The sequence below is a fragment of the Paenibacillus sp. NAIST15-1 genome, from assembly GCF_001894745.1.
GTDB lineage: Bacteria > Bacillota > Bacilli > Paenibacillales > Paenibacillaceae > Paenibacillus_B > Paenibacillus_B suaedae.
The window spans coordinates 21,791-38,978 of sequence record NZ_BBYF01000023.1; the positions used below are offsets into that span (position 1 = coordinate 21,791).

The following is a 17,188-nucleotide window of genomic DNA, read 5'->3' on the forward strand; positions in this document are numbered from 1 at the left end:
ATATTGATCCCTTGTTCCCCTTCCCCCTAACTTGCTCAACTAATCACCTCAGAGGGAAAATGGTCTTCTAAAAATAGAGGATACAGAGAATACCCGATACAGAGGATGCCTACACATGCATTTCAGAAACGCCCTTCCTACTGCTCGCATTTCGAAGCTTCTGTAAGATACTTGCCCCAATTTCAGCTAGCGGCCCTGGCTGGCACAAGTCTTTATGCCGGCATGCAATATCATGGCGTTCGATACGGCCGCCCACATAAGGAATCCACATCTCCGGCTCAATCGGATCGAACCAATCTGGAATGATCGTTGAGCGGAAGAACAACAGATCGCCCTCGTACCTTCTCGGCACATAAGCACCCAACAGACGGACTGAATTCTCATATGTAACCTTCAAATTCATAATCGTCGCTTCATCCAGTGTAGCCAAGGCACTGCTGTCGCTGCGCAAAATGCGGATTGCGCTTGCAATTGTCAGCGGCTCATCGCCGATACTGTCACGGTCATAACCTCCCAAGGCAAGCAGGGCGGTCAACGCTTCCTCTTCATCTGGTTCCCCCCGAATCGGCAAGTAGTGGCTCGGATAGGCGTCCAGCATCGCCAGAAACGCAACCTCTTCCCCTGCCTCTTGCAGCTGCACGGCCATCGCATGCGCGACATTGCCGCCCAGCGACCAGCCCAGCAAGCGGTACGGACCCTGCGGTTGAATCATGCGGATGTGGCGAATATAGTCAGCCGTCATCTCATCCAGTGTCTGCGGAAGCTCCTCAGCCTGTGCAATTCCGCGTGCCTGCAAGCCGTAAATCGGGTAATTTACACCAAGTTGCTTCATTAATCCGGCATAGCACCAGCTCAAGCCACCTGCCGGATGGACGCAGAATAGCGGAATTTCTTCGCCATGCGTACGCAGCGGCAGAAGTACTTGGAGCGCGCTGTTCCCGCTGTCCCGATCCAACTCCATTCGCTCCGCGAGTCCGGACACGGTTGGCGCTTCGAACAATACCGCAATGCTAAGCTCTCGTCCAAGCGCTTCGCGGATACGGCTGATGAGCCGAACCGCAAGCAGGGAATGTCCTCCAAGCTCGAAAAAGCTGTCATCGATCCCGACACGGCGAAGACCCAGCACTTCAGCGAACAAATCGCAGAGCACCTCTTCATGCGGCGTTCTCGGATTGCGCCCATCTGCATCAAGGGCAAAATCGGGTGCCGGAAGCGCCTTGCGATCCAGCTTGCCATTCGGCGTGAGCGGCAATGCATCCAGCCCAATAAGGGCTGATGGCACCATGTAATCGGGAAGCATGGAAGCCGCGTGTCGGCGCAGCTCCGCCGCATCCCAAGGGGCATTTGCAGCAGGAACCACATAGGCCACAAGCCGCTTATCCCCTGGACTGTCCTCCCGCACAATGACCGCTGCCTGAGCTACGTTTGGATGTCTGGCAAGCACGACTTGAATCTCGCCCAGTTCGATGCGGAAGCCGCGAATTTTCACCTGATGATCGGCACGTCCCAAATAATCCAGTCCGCCACCAATCACACGCTTTGCCAAATCTCCGGTGCGGTACATTCTGCTTCCAGGCGGGCCAAACGGATCGGCCACGAACCGTTCCGCCGTCAAAGCCGGCCGACCCCAATAGCCGCGTGCCAAGCCTGCTCCGGATACGTACATTTCTCCTGTTACGCCATACGGTACGGGCTGCAGTGCATCATCCAGCACATACACCCTCAAATCCGGAATCGATCCGCCGATCAGGCTGGATGCTCCCGGAACGTCGCAATTGCGATTCAGCTCATTGAAGCTGACATGAACTGTCGTCTCCGTAATCCCGTACATATTAATAAGCCGCGGCGCATCATCCGCATGCCGTTCGTACCAGTCTCTCAGTCGACCCAGCTCCAGCGCTTCTCCTCCGAAGACGATATAGCGCAGCGACAGCGCTTGCCCGAGGTTCGGATGCTCCCTGTCCGCCTGCATGAGTTGATAGAAAGCAGACGGCGTCTGATTCAGAACCGTTACCCCTTCTTGCACGAGCAGTCCCAGGAACTCCTCTGGCGATCTGCTGACAGCGTGAGGCACGATGACAAGTCGGCCACCATGCAGCAGCGCGCCCCATATTTCCCATACCGAGAAGTCGAAAGCATAAGAATGGAACAACGTCCATACATCATCGGCGCCGAAATGGAACCAATGCTCGGTTGCGGAGAACAGCCGCACCACGTTCTGATGCGGAACAAGCACACCCTTCGGTTTGCCCGTCGAGCCGGACGTATAAATGATATAAGCCGGACTGTAAGGAGAGAGCTTGCGTCTGCACACCTGCTCTACAGGATCAGACTCGGAACAGCTTGCTAACTTGCGCATCACTTCTGGATCATCAAGTAGGATGCGCGGCACTGCCCCCATCCCTCCATCTGGGAGCTTGTCAATCGTGTGCCGATCCGTCACGATACATACAGGTCCCGCATCCTCCAACATATAAGCAAGCCGTTCCGCTGGATAATCAGGATCAAGCGGCAAGTAGGCTGCCCCTGCCTTTAATACAGCCAATACGCCGACGATCATTTCCATCGACCTTGGCAAAGCAAGGGCTACAATATGCTCCGGCCCAACCCTGTGCTCCATCAACAGATGTGCCAAGCGATTTGCCTGGTTATTCAATTGTTCATATGTTAAGGCCACGCCTTCATGAACGATAGCAATGGCCTGCGGCGAACGGGCAGCCTGCGCTTCAAACAATTGCGGAATTGTGGCCTGCGCAGCATCTAGGGCAGATGAACTCCATGTCAGCCAATCATTCGCTAGATCGTGCCTCTCCTCTGGCAGCAATATATCAATTTCTCCAATCGGTTTGCTTGGTTCTAAGGCGATGCTTTCCAATATGCGCACATAACGCGCAGCGAGCATCTCAACCGTTTCGCGCTTGAACAGGTCTGCGCTGAACTCCACAATCCCATCCAGACCATCCGGCGCTCCATCTGCGTTACGACGCTCGTTCAATTCCCAAGTCAAATCGAACTTCGCCGTACCCACGCTCTCAAGCTGCAGGTTCGACGACAAGCCTGGGAATTCCAGCGAAGCTTCTGGTGTATTTTGCAGCACCAGCATGATTTGGAAAAGCGGGTGCCTAGCACGCGAGCGAACCGGATTTAATATTTCCACAAGGCGCTCGAAAGGCACATCTTGATGCTCATACGCCTCCAAACTGACCTTGCGCACTCTGGACAGCAACTCTTCAAAGCCTGGATTGCCCGACGTGTCGGTGCGTATGACAAGTGTATTGATGAACAGACCAATCAAACCGTCAAGCGCATCATCATTACGACCTGAGATCGGACTTCCAAGCGGAATATCATTGCCCGCTCCAAGTCGGGTGAACAGCACGGCCAACGCAGCCTGCAGCACCATGAACAAGCTGGCCCGATTGCCTCGAGCAAGCTCTGTCAGCCGACGATGCAGGACAGGATCAATTTGCAGTCGGACGGTGCCTCCCTTATGGCTAGCGGCCGCAGGTCTCGGATAATCGGTAGGCAGCTCCATTTCCTCTGGCAATCCCTTCAGTGCTTCCGTCCAGTAATCGAGCTGGCGCGCGATCAGACTGTCCGCTTGATCGGTGCTTCCAAGCAGCTGTTCCTGCCACAGCGCATAATCAGCATATTGGACAGGAAGCCGTGTCCACGCCGGCGCTTCGCCCCGGCAGCGAGCCTCGTACGCAATCGACAAATCACGAGTCAACGGCGTGAGCGACCAGCCATCGCCTGCAATATGATGCAGCAGCAGCAAGAGCACCTGCTCGTTCGCCGCCGTTCGGAGCAAGTGAACTCGCAGCGACGGCTCCTCCGAAAGACGGAAGCTGTATCGTACTGCTTCCTCTAGCTTGCCGTTCAGTTCCTGCTCACTTACGTCCAGCACCTCGAACGGTATTTGTACACCCTTGGAATGTTGTATCAGTTGACTTGATGTGCCATTCTCATCCGGGAAAATCGTGCGCAGTGTCTCATGACGATCCACCACATCATAAACTGCTGCCTGCAGCGCCTCGACATTCAACTCGCCCGACATTCGGGCAACGAGCGGAATATTGTAAGTAGGCGTTGCCCCCTCCAGCCGGTACAGAAACCATAATCGCTGTTGGGCAAAAGAAAGTGGCAGCCGCTCAGGCCGCTTGCCTAAGCTCGCGCGGATGGCTGGTCTCTGCTCCTGTGCAGAATCGAGACGCCGCACGAGAGACGCTGCGGTAGGCGCTTCGAACAGGCTTCCGATATTCATCTCAACGCCGAATGCCTCTCGTACACGCACCATAACACGTCCCGCGAGCAAGGAATGACCGCCGAGAGCGAAGAAATCATCATCGATGCTTACGCGGGGAAGCCCCAGCACCTCTGCGAATAAGGCGCATATGATTTCCTCTTGCGGTGTGCGCGGTTCGCGTCCCGCTGCTGCGGCAGCGCGATCTGGTGCAGGCAGAGCTTTGCGGTCGATTTTGCGATTCGGTGTCAGCGGCATCGCGTCAAGAACAACGAAAGCGGACGGCACCATGTAATCCGGGAACTTCCGTGCTGCATATTGACGCAGCTCCGCAGGTTCTAGTCCAGACGATGATGATGGAACCACATAAGCCGCCAACCGCCGTTCACCCGCATGATCCTCATATAGGGTAACCGCTGCTTGTAAAATGTCAGGATGGGCACCCAGCAGCGCCTCGATTTCACCCGTTTCAATCCGGAATCCACGCAGCTTCACTTGGTGATCCACACGTCCCAAATAATCGATCGTGCCGTCTGCCAACCAACGCACCATATCTCCTGTACGATACATTCGCGTACCAGGAGATCCGAATGGATCAGCAACGAAGCGCTCAGCAGTCAAATCCGCACGTCCCAAGTATCCGCGCGCAAGTCCGGCGCCTGCAATATACAGTTCTCCCACTACCCCGGGAGGCACTGGCTCCAATGAACTGTCGAGCACATACAGTCTTGTATTCCGAATTGGCCGACCGATAGACGGCTTTTTCGTCTGACTATGGTCAAGCAGCCCCGCGGTCGAATAAATCGTCGTTTCCGTCGGTCCATATTGATTGTTTACCTCGCCGTTCAACTCCTGTAGCGCCACCTTCAGCGCGAGCGAGATCACCTCGCCACCCGTAATCATTTTGAGCCCGGCGAATCGTTCCGGCCTGCTGTCGGCAAGCGCCTGCCACAGTGTCGGCGTCGCCTGCATGATCGTTGCGCCTGTTGCCGCAATGCGGCTTGCCAGTGCGGACGGATCCAGAATCGTTTCTTTGCGGGCAATATCGAGTACGGATCCAGATATAAGCGGCAATAGCAGCTCCATTACAGATATGTCGAAAGATATCGTAGTGACGGACAGCATCCGATCTTGCTGACTCAGCGCCAGCCGTGCCTTCATGTCATGCAGCAGATTGGCCAAGCCGCCAAAGGTAAGCATGACCCCCTTTGGTTTCCCAGTGGAGCCGGAAGTGTAAATGACATATGAAATATGCTGTGCTGAGAGTTCCCTGATCCTGTCCTCATCCGTAGGATTGTGAGCAGGTGATTGCGCCAGCGCAGCTATGGTTGCCGATTCATCCAGCACGATAGTCTTCCTGCTGCAAGGTGGCAAGCTCACGGACGTCTCCTTCGTCGCAATCAGACAGATCGGATCAGCATCCTCCAGCATATAGGCGAGCCGCTCCGCTGGATAATCAGGATCAAGCGGCAAATACGCGGCCCCTGTCTTATGGATAGCCAATATGGCAATGACCGCTTCCACCGAGCGTGGGAGAGACAGCGCGACAATACGATCGGGCCCGACGCCACAGGAAATGAGGTAATGGGCAAGCCGATTCGCCTTCGTATTCAACTCCCCATATCGAAGCTGCTCGTCCTCGCATACGACCGCAACTGCTTCGTGAGCGCGCTCCACCTGTTCCTCGAACAACTCTGGCACACTTATGCTCGGAACATCATGTGCAGTATCATTCCATTCTTCAAGCACCTGTCGGCGTTCTTCAGGCGTAATCACCGGAAGCTGTCCAATAGGCAGATTCGATTCGGCATGCGCAATTCCATCCAATAGATACAGGAAGCGCTGTTGATGGGCATATAGCTCGTCCAAGCTATAGATTTCGGGATTCGCGTCGAAATCGAGACGCAGCCCGCTGCCATCCGCATGGCTGTATACGTTAATCGTCAAATCATCGACAGGCCCTGCAGACAGGTTGCTGACTTTGCCGCGATAACCTGCGAAGCTGACATCTTCGACAAAAGGCATGACATTAATGAACGGGCCGATTAACCTGCGATTGTCGCCAAGCAGCTTCAAGTCTCTGCGCAGATCCTGATGGCGATACCCTTGATGACGCCGAATCATGCGGATCTCGCGTGTCACCTCACGCAGCAGGTCGCCAAGGCTTCTCTCCGGACTTACCTCCACACGCAGCGGAAGCAAATTCATGACCATACCAGGAACGCGCAATGCGGCTGATCCTAGTCGGCACATTACAGGCAGACCAAGAATGATCTCCTCTTCCTGTGTCAACCGATGCACATATATCGCGGTCGCTGCTGCGAGAACATCCGGCCAGCTTGTTCCCGACTCAGCTGCAATCGACTGCCATCCGCTCACCGTGGCAGCCGGAATATGCGCAGTGCGGCGTACGAAGTGACGGGCCGTTCGCTGTGCATGTCCTCCAAGGCTAACTGCTTCCGGCCTGTCGGAGAAGCGCTCCAGCCAGAATTCCCGGTCACGGTTCATCTGTTCCGAAGAACGATATGCCGCATCCTCCTCCAAAATGGATTGCAAGGAACCGAACATTCCGGCTCCATTCGGAAGATCATAGGTTAATGCTGTATAGTTTTGCGCCACACGCTGCATCAACAATGCTGCGCCGAATCCGTCAATGACAATATGGTGAATGCGCTGATACCAGAGGTACCGCTCGGTCTCGATCTTAAATAACGCCTCCGTGAAAAGAGGATCCGAATGCAAATCAACGGGCTTCTCCATATCGCGGTTCATCCACGCTCGGGCTGTGCCTTCCGGGTCAACCTCCCTGCTTAGATCAATCATGTGCAGCACCCAGTCGTCTGTGGGGACGATCTTCTGCCATGGACCGTCTGCATCCTCTCCGAAGCGGACATGCAGCGCCTCGGCCTCTGTCACCGCCTGGCGAAGAGCCGCTTCGAAGCGAGCAGAATCTATCGGCCCGCGGATGTCCACACATTCAGCGGTGTTGAATATAGGGTTGTCAGGATCGAGCTGCTGCGCAAACCAGATTCCAGCCTGTGCTCCCGATAGCGGCCATCGTTCCTTCTCCTGATCGTGCATGATGATGACCTCCTTTTATATCGAGTAATAATCATAATTAGGCACCGAGTTACTGCTGAGCTTGGCGGACAAGAGCTCCCACCAGCTTGCTACCGTCGGCCGTTCCGCCAATTCCACGAAGCTTACCGCAATGCTGCTGCGCTTCCAACGTTCCACTAAGCTCATAATCCGAATGGAGTCCAACCCCCATTGCGTGATTAGATTATCTTGATCGCCAATCGCAGACGGCTCCTCCTGCAGCAGCTCCGCAACCGTTTCACGCACAGTTTGCAGTGTTACTGAACAACCCGCTTCTGCTCCGGCTGTTTCCTCTGCTTCTTGCTCTGCAGCATTCCGGTTAAGAGCGTTCAGAACCCGTTCCGTCGTTGCCACTACTGCACAGCGCTCAGCCGCATAAGTTAACGCCATGCGATGCTTATCGAGCGAAAAATCAGCTACCGCATCTGCAATGAGGAACGGCTGGACATCCTGCATAAATGCCTCGCACGAGGTCATCAGGCAGCCAATATGTGCGTAAATCCCACATACGAGCAGCTGATCCCGTCCGCGTTCCCGTAATGTTTCAAGCAAATTCGTTTTCTGAAAGGCACTGTAGCGCCATTTCGTCACGAGAATATCGTTCACCCGCGGCGCCAGCTCGTCAACGAACTTTTTCTGATATGGCCCATCATTAATTCCCGACCCCCAGAAGTCTTGCAGCAATCCGCGCTGCTCAGGAGTCTGCCCCCCTGGCTGCGCCGAATACACGACAGGTATGCCAAGCTCCGAACAGCGTTCGCGCAGCTCCTTAATATTCGCAATCAGTTCAACCAGCGGCGATTCGCCAGCCTGATAGGCATCGACAAAATACTGCTGCATGTCATGGATGAGCAGTACGGCACGGCTTGGATCCGGACTCCAGTCGACCCTGTTCTCTGGCAGTTCTGCCTCACTTGGCATTCGATATGGAAGGATAGTAGGAAGACCCATCGTTTCTCCTCTTTTCACTAGTTTTTATGGATAAACTCTGCAACAACACGAGACATTTTCATGAACACGAAACCTCATTACTTTTTACATACTCCAATAGAACTTCCATAGTACTGCTTCTAACGAATCGGATACATTCTCAGACAGTCCTATAGGTAGGTATTTTTTGGGTACTCTTTAGGCACCTCTTTAGCCACTTCTTCTGGCACTTTTCCAGCACCTTCATTAGGCTCTTGTCAAGAACTTCCTCTGGTTTCTGCAGTTACAATTTCTAATGTACTTCTAATGCTTCATCACATCTTCAAATGCTTCTCGATCATTTTTTCTCTTATTTTTTACTTATTTTTTTGCTCACTTCTTGCTCAATGCCCCCTGCTTCGCAGCGATCAGCTCCCGCAGCATCTTCTTGCTCACCTTGCCGACTCCCGTCTGAGGAAAGGATTCGACGAACTCTACGCGGTCGGGAATTTTATATAATGCAAGCCCTCTGTCTCTTAGAAAAGCCTTCAACTCGCTGCCCGTTAGGACAGCTTCATAGGGAATGACGAATGCGCATGTGCGCTCGCCAAGAAATTCATCCGGCATAGACACAACAGCGGCATCATGCACACCAGGATGGGCAAGCAAATGATTCTCGATTTCCTCAGCCGCCACCTTATCGCCGCCGCGATTGATCTGATCCTTCGCCCGCCCTTCAATCACTAAATATCCAGCCGGAGTCATTCTGGCCATATCTCCTGTGCGATAAAAGCCGTCAGACGTAAAGGATCTTGCATTGTGCTGCTCTGCTTGGTAGTATCCGCGAATGGTGTACGGCCCGCGCGTCAGCAAATGTCCCACCTCGCCCGGAGCCACTTCGTCATCCTCATCATCGACGATGCGGATTTCATCATACGGAGACATCGGACGGCCCTGCGTATTGATGATCGTCTCTTCGGGGTCGTCGAATCTCGTATAGTTCACCAAGCCCTCTGCCATCCCGTACACCTGCTGCAATGTGCAGCCAATCGTCGTTCGCACCCGCTTGGCAGCTTCTGCGCTGAACTTGGCGCCCCCAACCTGCAGCACTTCCAAGTGAGTGAGGTCGTAGCGGCGCGATTCCGCGGCATCCAGCCAAATTAAGGCGAGCGGTGGCACAACGGCTGCAATGGTGACGCCTTCCTCGGCAATAAGCGGGAAAGCTTCATCAGGACTTGCTCCGCGGGCAAGCACGATCCGCCCTCCTGCATATAGCGTGCCAAGCACGCCGGGAGAGCTAAGCGGATAATTATGCGCGATCGGCAGCACCGCCAGATATACGCTGTGCTCATTCAACTCGCAAACTTCTGCGCTCATACGCAGGCTATATATGTAATCGTCGTGCGTCCGTGGAATAAGCTTTGGCAAGCCAGTTGTCCCGCCAGATAATTGGAGGAAAGCGACATCTCCAGAGCTCGGCCCCTTAATCTCGCCAATGCTAGGCTCAGCATACAGATCATCCAGCGCTGTATATTCACCTGGCTCTCCTACAACAATAACGCGGCTCGAATCTGGCAGCGTGTCCTTCACCTGTGCGGCGAGCTCGCGATAATCAAACCCCGCGTCCTTATCGGGGATTACATACGCTGCTGCCTGTGTGAACTCGCATAAGTAGCCAATCTCGTTCCTGCGGTGCACTGGCAAGGAAAAGACAGGCAGTGCTCCGATGCGAAACAGCGCAAATATAACTTCAAAAAATTGTGGAATATTCGGAAGCTGGACAATAACTCGATCCTGCGCCCTAATCCCCAAGCGATAGAATCCAGCAGCAAGGCGATCCGCCTGCTCATCAAGTTCCGCATAGCTGACTCGCCGATCGCCGCTCACAATTGCGATGCGCTCTCCATATTGGGCTGCACGGTGGCGCAGCATCGTGCCGAATGTCTCTCCCTGCCAGCATCCTTCCTGTCTATAACGTGCAGCAAATTCTTCCGGCCATGTCGGGCATCCTGACAGCATCGTTCATCCCCCCTGCATCATCATCGGTTGTTGTTCATTCAGCCCCATCGCTTGCAGCAGCGTGCGAAGCTTGGCGGACGTCTCGGCAAGCTCCGCTTCCGCGGACGAGCCGACTACGATTCCCGCTCCCGCAAAGAGACGCAGCGAGCGGCCCTCCACTTCCGCGCAGCGAATTGTAACGGCCCATTCTCCGTCTCCGTTCGCATCGCACCAGCCGACCGCCCCCGTGAAGAACCCACGCTCGAACGGTTCAATCTCCCGGATCAAGTTCCGAGCGGCCTCCGTAGGCGTCCCGCAAATAGCAGGCGTCGGATGCAGCGCTAGAGCAAGCTCTAAGGAGGAAATGTCATGATCCGCAAGCTCCCCGTTTATCTCCGTAGACAGATGCCACATTGTCTTCGTAGACACAAGGGACGGGCCTTCCGGCACATGAAGCTTGCTGCAATACGGACGGAGAGCGGATACGACCGCCTCAATGACGACCGCGTGCTCATGCCGATCCTTGTCCGATCTTAGAAGCTGGGCGGCACGCCGCTCATCCTCGTTCGGATCATCGCTGCGTGCTGCTGAACCAGCCAACGGGTTCACCTTAATGTGCATTCCCCGCTTCGTTACGAGCAGCTCGGGGCTTGCTCCAATTAACGTTTGGGCTGTTCCATTAGCAGCAGATATGCCCTTGTCCTTGCTTGTATGCGGGTGCTCCATCGTTAATGGCACTGCAAACGTATATCCACGAGTGTTTTGGCAGAGTAATCGATGCAGCAAGCGCTGCACATCCACATCATGCTTCAATGTCACTTCCAAAGATCGGGACAACACCACCTTCTGGAGCTCGCCCGATTGCAGCCGCTCAAGAACCTGGTTGACGCCCTGCTTATACTGTTCTGGCTCCGGAACAGCTCGTACGCTATAGCTGTCTCGTTCCGTTTCCTGTTGCAAATAATCATGCGCATCCATGCGCAATGGCTTGTACCGGTGCACTTCCTTCGGTACATATAGACACACAGGATCCTCCATGTGAAACGGAATTGCACCGACAACGACCGGGCAATCACGATCCCCCTGCCGAGCTGCATCCAGCAGCTTCGACACGGCCTGAGGCAAGCTCTCTTCATCCACGGCCTGCCAATCCACCAGCCGCGCCCATTCCCCGTGCGTCAGTAATGCACCTTGAGGCGACGAGAATAGAAAGGACGATCCCGTCTGATATTGTTCTAGAAGCCGTATCCCCTCACTTGTGGGAACGGTATCACATTTCAACATGTCAATCGACTCCTTCCGATATATCAGACACCTAGCCTAAGCATCAACATCCCAATGTCGCACCGCCGTCGATACACATGTCGTGCATCGTGATGTGTCTTGCCTGTTCGGATGCGAGAAACAAAACAGCATCAGCAATATCCGATGGCTGCGCGATTCTGCCCAGCGGTATCCCGAGGCGGAACGATTCAGGCGAACCCGCAATCATTGCTTCCGCTCCGTTCTGACCATTCCACAGTGAGCGCTGCATCTCCGTATCTGTAGAACCTGGTGACACAATATTGCAGCGAATATGATGACGAGCATATTCCAAGCCCAAGCACTTCGTGAACATCGTTGTAGCTGCTTTCGATGCCGCATAGGCGGACATCTGTGTGCGCGGTACACCGGAGGCATTGGAGCCTACGGTCACAATCGCTCCCGATCTGCGCTTCGCCATACGCGTTACGACAGCGCGCGACATATAGAATACGCCATTGACATTAACACTGAAGGTCGACTGCCAATCTTCATCGCTCAGCGTCTCAATCGGGCCCAGCCGCAGAATGCCTGCCACATTAACAAGCACGCCGATCGAGCCAAGCTCTTCTTCTATCCGCTCCACCGTTCGATTCACAGCCGCACTGTCGGATACGTCGACTGGATAAGCAGCAGCATGATATCCGCCTGCATTAAGCTCGGCTGCGAGGCTGGTGCAACCAGCCTCATTCCGATCGACGACGGCCACGATTGCACCTTGAACGGCAAGCGCGCGGGCCACCGCCTCTCCGATTCCCTGTGCCGCACCTGTGACAACGGCCACCTTGCCTTCAATCCCTGAATATCTCATTCAACTAACCTCTCTTTATTTGTCCGGATTCAGTGCGAATCGCAGCGCCCGGCTCACCAATATCGGAAGCACCGACACATGGCCTTCCTGCTCGAATTCCTTGTATTCCGCCTCTACTCCTATGTCTGCTGATATAGCCGACAAACGATTCGCCAGCTCGTTCGCGCGCTCACAGTTACGGCATACATGCGTTTTTTCAAGCTCTCCCACACCAAGAAGCACCTGTGCAGGAAATGAGCGTTCTCTCATTCGTGCTTGCGCGATAAATTTCCGCTCCAGCTCTTGCATGTAGTCTGGATTCCAATGGAGTGATGGACTGCCCGCGATGTAATATCGAAAAGCCTCTGGCTTGCTGAACAGCGTATAGATCGTGAACAAGCCGCCCAGCGAGTGACCGAACAGCACCTGACGATTGCGGTCGATCTGGAACTCACTCTCGATCTGCGGCTTCAGCTCCTCCTCAATGAATTGCTGGAAAGCCCCCGCCCCGCCTTGCTCGGGGAGTGGTGTGCCGTCTGAGCGCTGTTTGAAGTCCGAGGCAGGCAGCGGTGTGAAGTCGTAGAAGCGATCTGGTGCATATGGTCCGTTCGTCTCATACCCAATGCCTACCACAACTGCGGGCAGCACACCGGTCTTATCCGGTCTGCGACACTGCAGCCGCAGCGCTTCCACCATCATGCCGAATACGGAATTGCCATCCAGCAAGTAAATAACCGGATAACCGCTTGGTGGAGGCGATCCTAGGGGCTGAGCCACCATTATTTGATACGATCGCCGTTCTGCGCGTGAACGAAGCACCCACTGTTCTGCAAGTGGAATCTCGATCCTGCGGCGTGAAAAGTCGGTAAGCGTCAGCGTTGATTTCATTTGTTCCAACCGCTTTGCCCCCTATTCCGTCAACAGGCGAACCGTGTCGTCAACGATTTTTTCATACGCAATCAAGCCGCTTCCAAGCCAGTACTGGTTGTTCACTTCATAGACATGACCCTGCTTAGCTGCAGGCATGCTCTTCCAAATTGGACTGTCCATCATCTCTTTCATGCGGTCGCTTCCTTGATCGTAAGCGTTGATGACAAAAATATAGTCAGCATCCATTTCAGGAAGGACTTCTAGCGAAAGATTCGCGCTGTTCTCATTGGCCACCAGCTTCGTAATACCAAGTCCCAAATCTTGATGGAGCACATATCCGCACAAATACTTGCCTCCCATCAGACTAATACCTCTTGGCGCAAACCGAATGATGGCGACCTTCTTGTTCTCCACAGCCTTGCTCAGCTTCTCCTTGGCGTCCGTTACCTTTTGCCGATATGCCTGTAATGCTGCATCAGCCTCAGTGGACTTACCGAGCAAGTCTCCTATCGTGACGAGCGATTTCTCGATATTTCCGGACGCATTTTTAAAAACATACGTCGGCGCGATCTTCGCATAGCTCTCATATATTGTTGCGTCCTTGGCGTATGTCTCCGTGTGCAAGATAATTAATTCCGGGTTATAGGACATTAACACCTCCGGCGAAGGAAGCCCTGCCGACAAGTCCAACTTAGGAACATCCTTCAGTTCTTCTTGCAAGTACTCATGCCCCTTCTTCCCGTTAGACCATTGAGCCACAGGCTTCACGCCCAGCTTCAGCAAGGAGTCCTCCATGTTAGGGGCGAATACCCGCTTCGGTGTGGACGGAAGCTTGATCTCATGCCCAAGCTCGTCCGTTACCGTCCGCTCTTCGGTTGTCGCAACATTCTTCGCTCCCGCGGCAGCGGCTGACACATTGGACGTGGCTTCTTTCGGGCTCTGAGATTCGGATGCGGCATTGCCATCCTCCTTTTTGGCCCCGCAGCCCGCGAGCAAACTTCCGATAAGTACACAGCACAATAGTGCTGTTAGTCTAAATTTCCAACCTTTTGCCCCTGCATTCCGTCGATTTAACACGATCCCTCTCCTCCAATGATAACGATTCTCAATCGACTCTGAGTATACTCACGTTGCGAAGGATTCACCATAGCCATAATCCTGAAATGTATTTGGACAATTTCCAGTAAAGAGCAGCAAAGCCTCATCCAGCATCCGAGCTATCGCAACCGCTGAATATTCGAACCAAGGATCTGCGGTTATCGGATGGACATGCCCGTTCCGTACCGCTTGAAGCTGTCTCCATTCGGGCGAATGCTGCAGTGACAGCCAATATTTGCGGGATGAAGCCTCTGGGCACACGGCAAGTAGAATCCGTTCGGGATTCAGCTCACGAAGCTCATCCATCGAGATCGGGGAATGGCCTTGCAGCCCTCTTTCGCAGGCAGCCTTGAGATGCAAGTCATCGTACAGCACTTCCTCTAAACCTCGATTCTGGTACACGAATAATTGAGTCTGGTAGATTCGCAGTGCCATGACGCGATCGTCTCCCAGCTGCTGCGCCGCTTGTGCGCGTCCGGCTCGGGCGTTTTTGTCGTAATGATCGATCCATTGCTGCGCAAGCTCTTCCTTGTTCAAGAAGCGGGCAATTCCCATAAGCTGCTCTCTCCAGCCCGCTTTACTGGATACATTGTGAACAGGAGCGATCCCATTCAGTTTGCTGCTCTCGCGCATTTGGAGCTGATCTGAGGCAATGATAACGTCCGGCCGTGCCCGGCACAGCTTATCCAGATTAATTTCAAATGTGAATTTATGATAAGGATCAGTTAAAAGAAGATGCGTTTTAATTTTGTTGCTGTAGAGGTTGTAATAATAAGGAGACCACTTGGGATCGAGAGGCGCTGCCTCCGGGATGAGTTGGAGCGCAAGCAAGTGGCCTATTGTCGAAGATGAGCATACGGCGATGCTCCTCTTGGAATCTTTAGCGAAATCGGATGGCGACAAGCCGACCTCCTTTTTGAACTTGCGGCTAAAATAGAACTCGTCTCGGTAGCCTACCTTCTGCGCAATGTCTCGCAACTTGGCGTCTGATTCCGTCAGCAAGCGCTTCGCATGCATAATGCGCACATCCGTCAAAAATTCCATAGCGCTCTGACCGAACCTTCGTTTAAATAAATCCACAAAATATTTGGGGCTGATGCTCGCCATCTCCGCCAATTGCCCAATGGTGAGCTGCTCATTATAATGGCGCTCCATGAACGCTTTGATCTCCTTCAAATCCGTCTTCTGCATGTGGCCCATCACGTTCGAGCCGTTATCTGTATGCGCTGTTTCTGTTGCACGCATAAATTCCCCTCCTCTTGAAATCGCGGTGAAGTTGATGAATAATATAAATATAATATATGGTGATAATGATTCTCATTTTCAAACATAAACTAACACACCATTTTAAGGAAGTCAACGAAAATATGAACAAAAAAAGAACCTCAACATCTGTTGAGGTTCTTTTTTTGTCGAATACATAAGAGAACAATGTGAACGAGGTGAAAATCATGCTTCATCAGGAAATGGAAGATGGCCGCTATCAGATTGCGGTTGTTGCTTTAGACGAACTGGTTCCCCAAGATCATTTGGTTCGTAAAATTGAAAAAGTCATCGACTTCTCCTTCATTTACGACTTGGTAAAAGACCTGTACAGCGCAGATCAGGGTCGGCCCAGCATTGACCCAGTGGTCCTCATTAAGATGGTCTTCATTCAATATCTGTTCGGCATTCGTTCCATGCGCCAAACCATTCGTGAAATCGAAACTAATGTGGCTTACCGCTGGTTTCTCGGCTATGACTTTACCCGGTCCATTCCTCATTTCAGTACCTTTGGCAAAAACTATGTGCGTCGCTTCAAGGATACCGACATTTTCGAGCAGATTTTCAGCCAGATCCTGAAACAGACCTGCCGCCATAATTTAGTGGATCCCTCCGTACTCTTCATCAATGCGACACACGTAAAGGCCAACGCTAACAAGAAGAAATACATCAAGCAAATGGTGGAACAAGAGCCGAAAAGGTACCAGACTGAGTTCGAAGCGGAACTGAATCGGGACCGGGCAATGCACGGAAAGAAGCCACTGCCCCAAAAGTCTGAAGCTGCTGTCAAGGAAGTTAAGGTCAGCACAACCGACCCGGAAAGCGGCTGGTTTGTGAGAAATGAGAAAGAGCAAACCTTTGCCTATTCGGTGCATGCTGCCTGCGACCGAAATGGCTTTATCCTTGGAACAAAGGTCACAGGAGCTCATGTCCACGACAGTAAGATGTTGCTTGAGGTTTTAAAAGAAGTTGCAGATAGCTTTGGCTGCCCCCAAGCGGTAGCTGCAGATGCCGGATACAAGACCCCACACATTTGTAAAACGTTGCTGGTAAGCAGATTCGCCCCGTTATGCCCTACACCCGTCCACATACGAAGGACGGATTCTTCCGGAAGCATGAATACGTCTATGATGAGCATTACGATTGTTATCTCTGTCCGGCTGATCAGGTGTTAATCTATGAGACTACAACCCGGGAAGGATATAAGCAATACCGTTCGAATCCGAGTATTTGCAGAAATTGCCCGTTACGGAGCCAGTGCACGGAGAGCAAAGACGTGATCAAGCGAGTGACCCGTCATGTCTGGGCGAGGTATGTGGAAGAGGTTGACCATCTTAGGCACACACCGGATAACAAGCAGTTATATGCTAAACGAAAAGAAACGATTGAACGTGTCTTCGCCGATCTCAAAGAAAAGCATGACATGCGATGGATCACTTTACGAGGACTTCAAAAAGTGGCCTTGCAGACGATGCTTGTTTTCAGTGCCATGAACCTCAAAAAACTGGCGAATTGGATGTGGAGGAAAAAAGGACCTTTCTCTATTTTCAAGCTCTGAAAACCATTTTTTTGAAAAAATGCCCCGGTTACACATGTAACCTGAGGCATTTGTCGAC

At 53.1% G+C, this 17,188-nt stretch carries 8 protein-coding genes and 1 pseudogene; 1 reads left to right on the forward strand and 8 read right to left on the reverse strand.

The genetic code is table 11. The features are described 5' to 3' along the window. Positions 1–109: 109 nt before the first annotated feature. The 8 genes from PBN151_RS27765 to PBN151_RS27800 form a co-directional block, all read right to left on the reverse strand. Positions 110–7,324: an amino acid adenylation domain-containing protein gene (locus tag PBN151_RS27765; RefSeq protein ID WP_072731902.1), complete on the reverse strand. Its 7,215-nt coding sequence runs from the start codon at positions 7,322–7,324 to the stop codon at positions 110–112. Positions 7,325–7,339: 15 nt separating this feature from the next. After that, positions 7,340–8,293 (reverse strand): isochorismatase, encoded by a 954-nt coding sequence (locus PBN151_RS27770; protein ID WP_072731903.1) that lies wholly within the window; start codon positions 8,291–8,293, stop codon positions 7,340–7,342. Between the two features lie 351 nt (positions 8,294–8,644). After that, entirely contained in the window at positions 8,645–10,270 is a 1,626-nt protein-coding gene (locus tag PBN151_RS27775) for a (2,3-dihydroxybenzoyl)adenylate synthase (protein WP_072731904.1), read from the reverse strand. A gap of 3 nt (positions 10,271–10,273) precedes the next feature. Beyond that, on the reverse strand, positions 10,274–11,533 hold the full coding sequence (dhbC, locus tag PBN151_RS27780; protein WP_072731906.1) for an isochorismate synthase DhbC: 1,260 nt from the start codon (positions 11,531–11,533) through the stop codon (positions 10,274–10,276). Between the two features lie 43 nt (positions 11,534–11,576). Next, positions 11,577–12,362: a 2,3-dihydro-2,3-dihydroxybenzoate dehydrogenase gene (locus PBN151_RS27785; RefSeq protein WP_072731907.1), complete on the reverse strand. Its 786-nt coding sequence runs from the start codon at positions 12,360–12,362 to the stop codon at positions 11,577–11,579. Positions 12,363–12,377: 15 nt separating this feature from the next. Beyond that, positions 12,378–13,229 carry an alpha/beta hydrolase gene (locus PBN151_RS27790; RefSeq protein ID WP_072731956.1) on the reverse strand — a complete coding sequence of 284 codons (852 nt, stop codon included), beginning with the start codon at positions 13,227–13,229 and terminating at the stop codon, positions 12,378–12,380. A 21-nt stretch (positions 13,230–13,250) separates the two neighbouring features. Then, a complete protein-coding gene (locus tag PBN151_RS27795) occupies positions 13,251–14,288 on the reverse strand; it encodes an ABC transporter substrate-binding protein (RefSeq protein WP_072731909.1) in 1,038 nt (345 codons plus the stop codon). 48 nt (positions 14,289–14,336) lie between these two features. Beyond that, positions 14,337–15,554 (reverse strand): helix-turn-helix domain-containing protein, encoded by a 1,218-nt coding sequence (locus PBN151_RS27800; RefSeq protein WP_072731910.1) that lies wholly within the window; start codon positions 15,552–15,554, stop codon positions 14,337–14,339. A gap of 206 nt (positions 15,555–15,760) precedes the next feature. On the opposite strand from PBN151_RS27800, the pseudogene PBN151_RS27805 reads away from it, so the two are divergent. Then, positions 15,761–17,130, forward strand: a pseudogene (locus tag PBN151_RS27805) (IS1182 family transposase). The last annotated feature ends 58 nt before the right edge of the window (positions 17,131–17,188 follow it).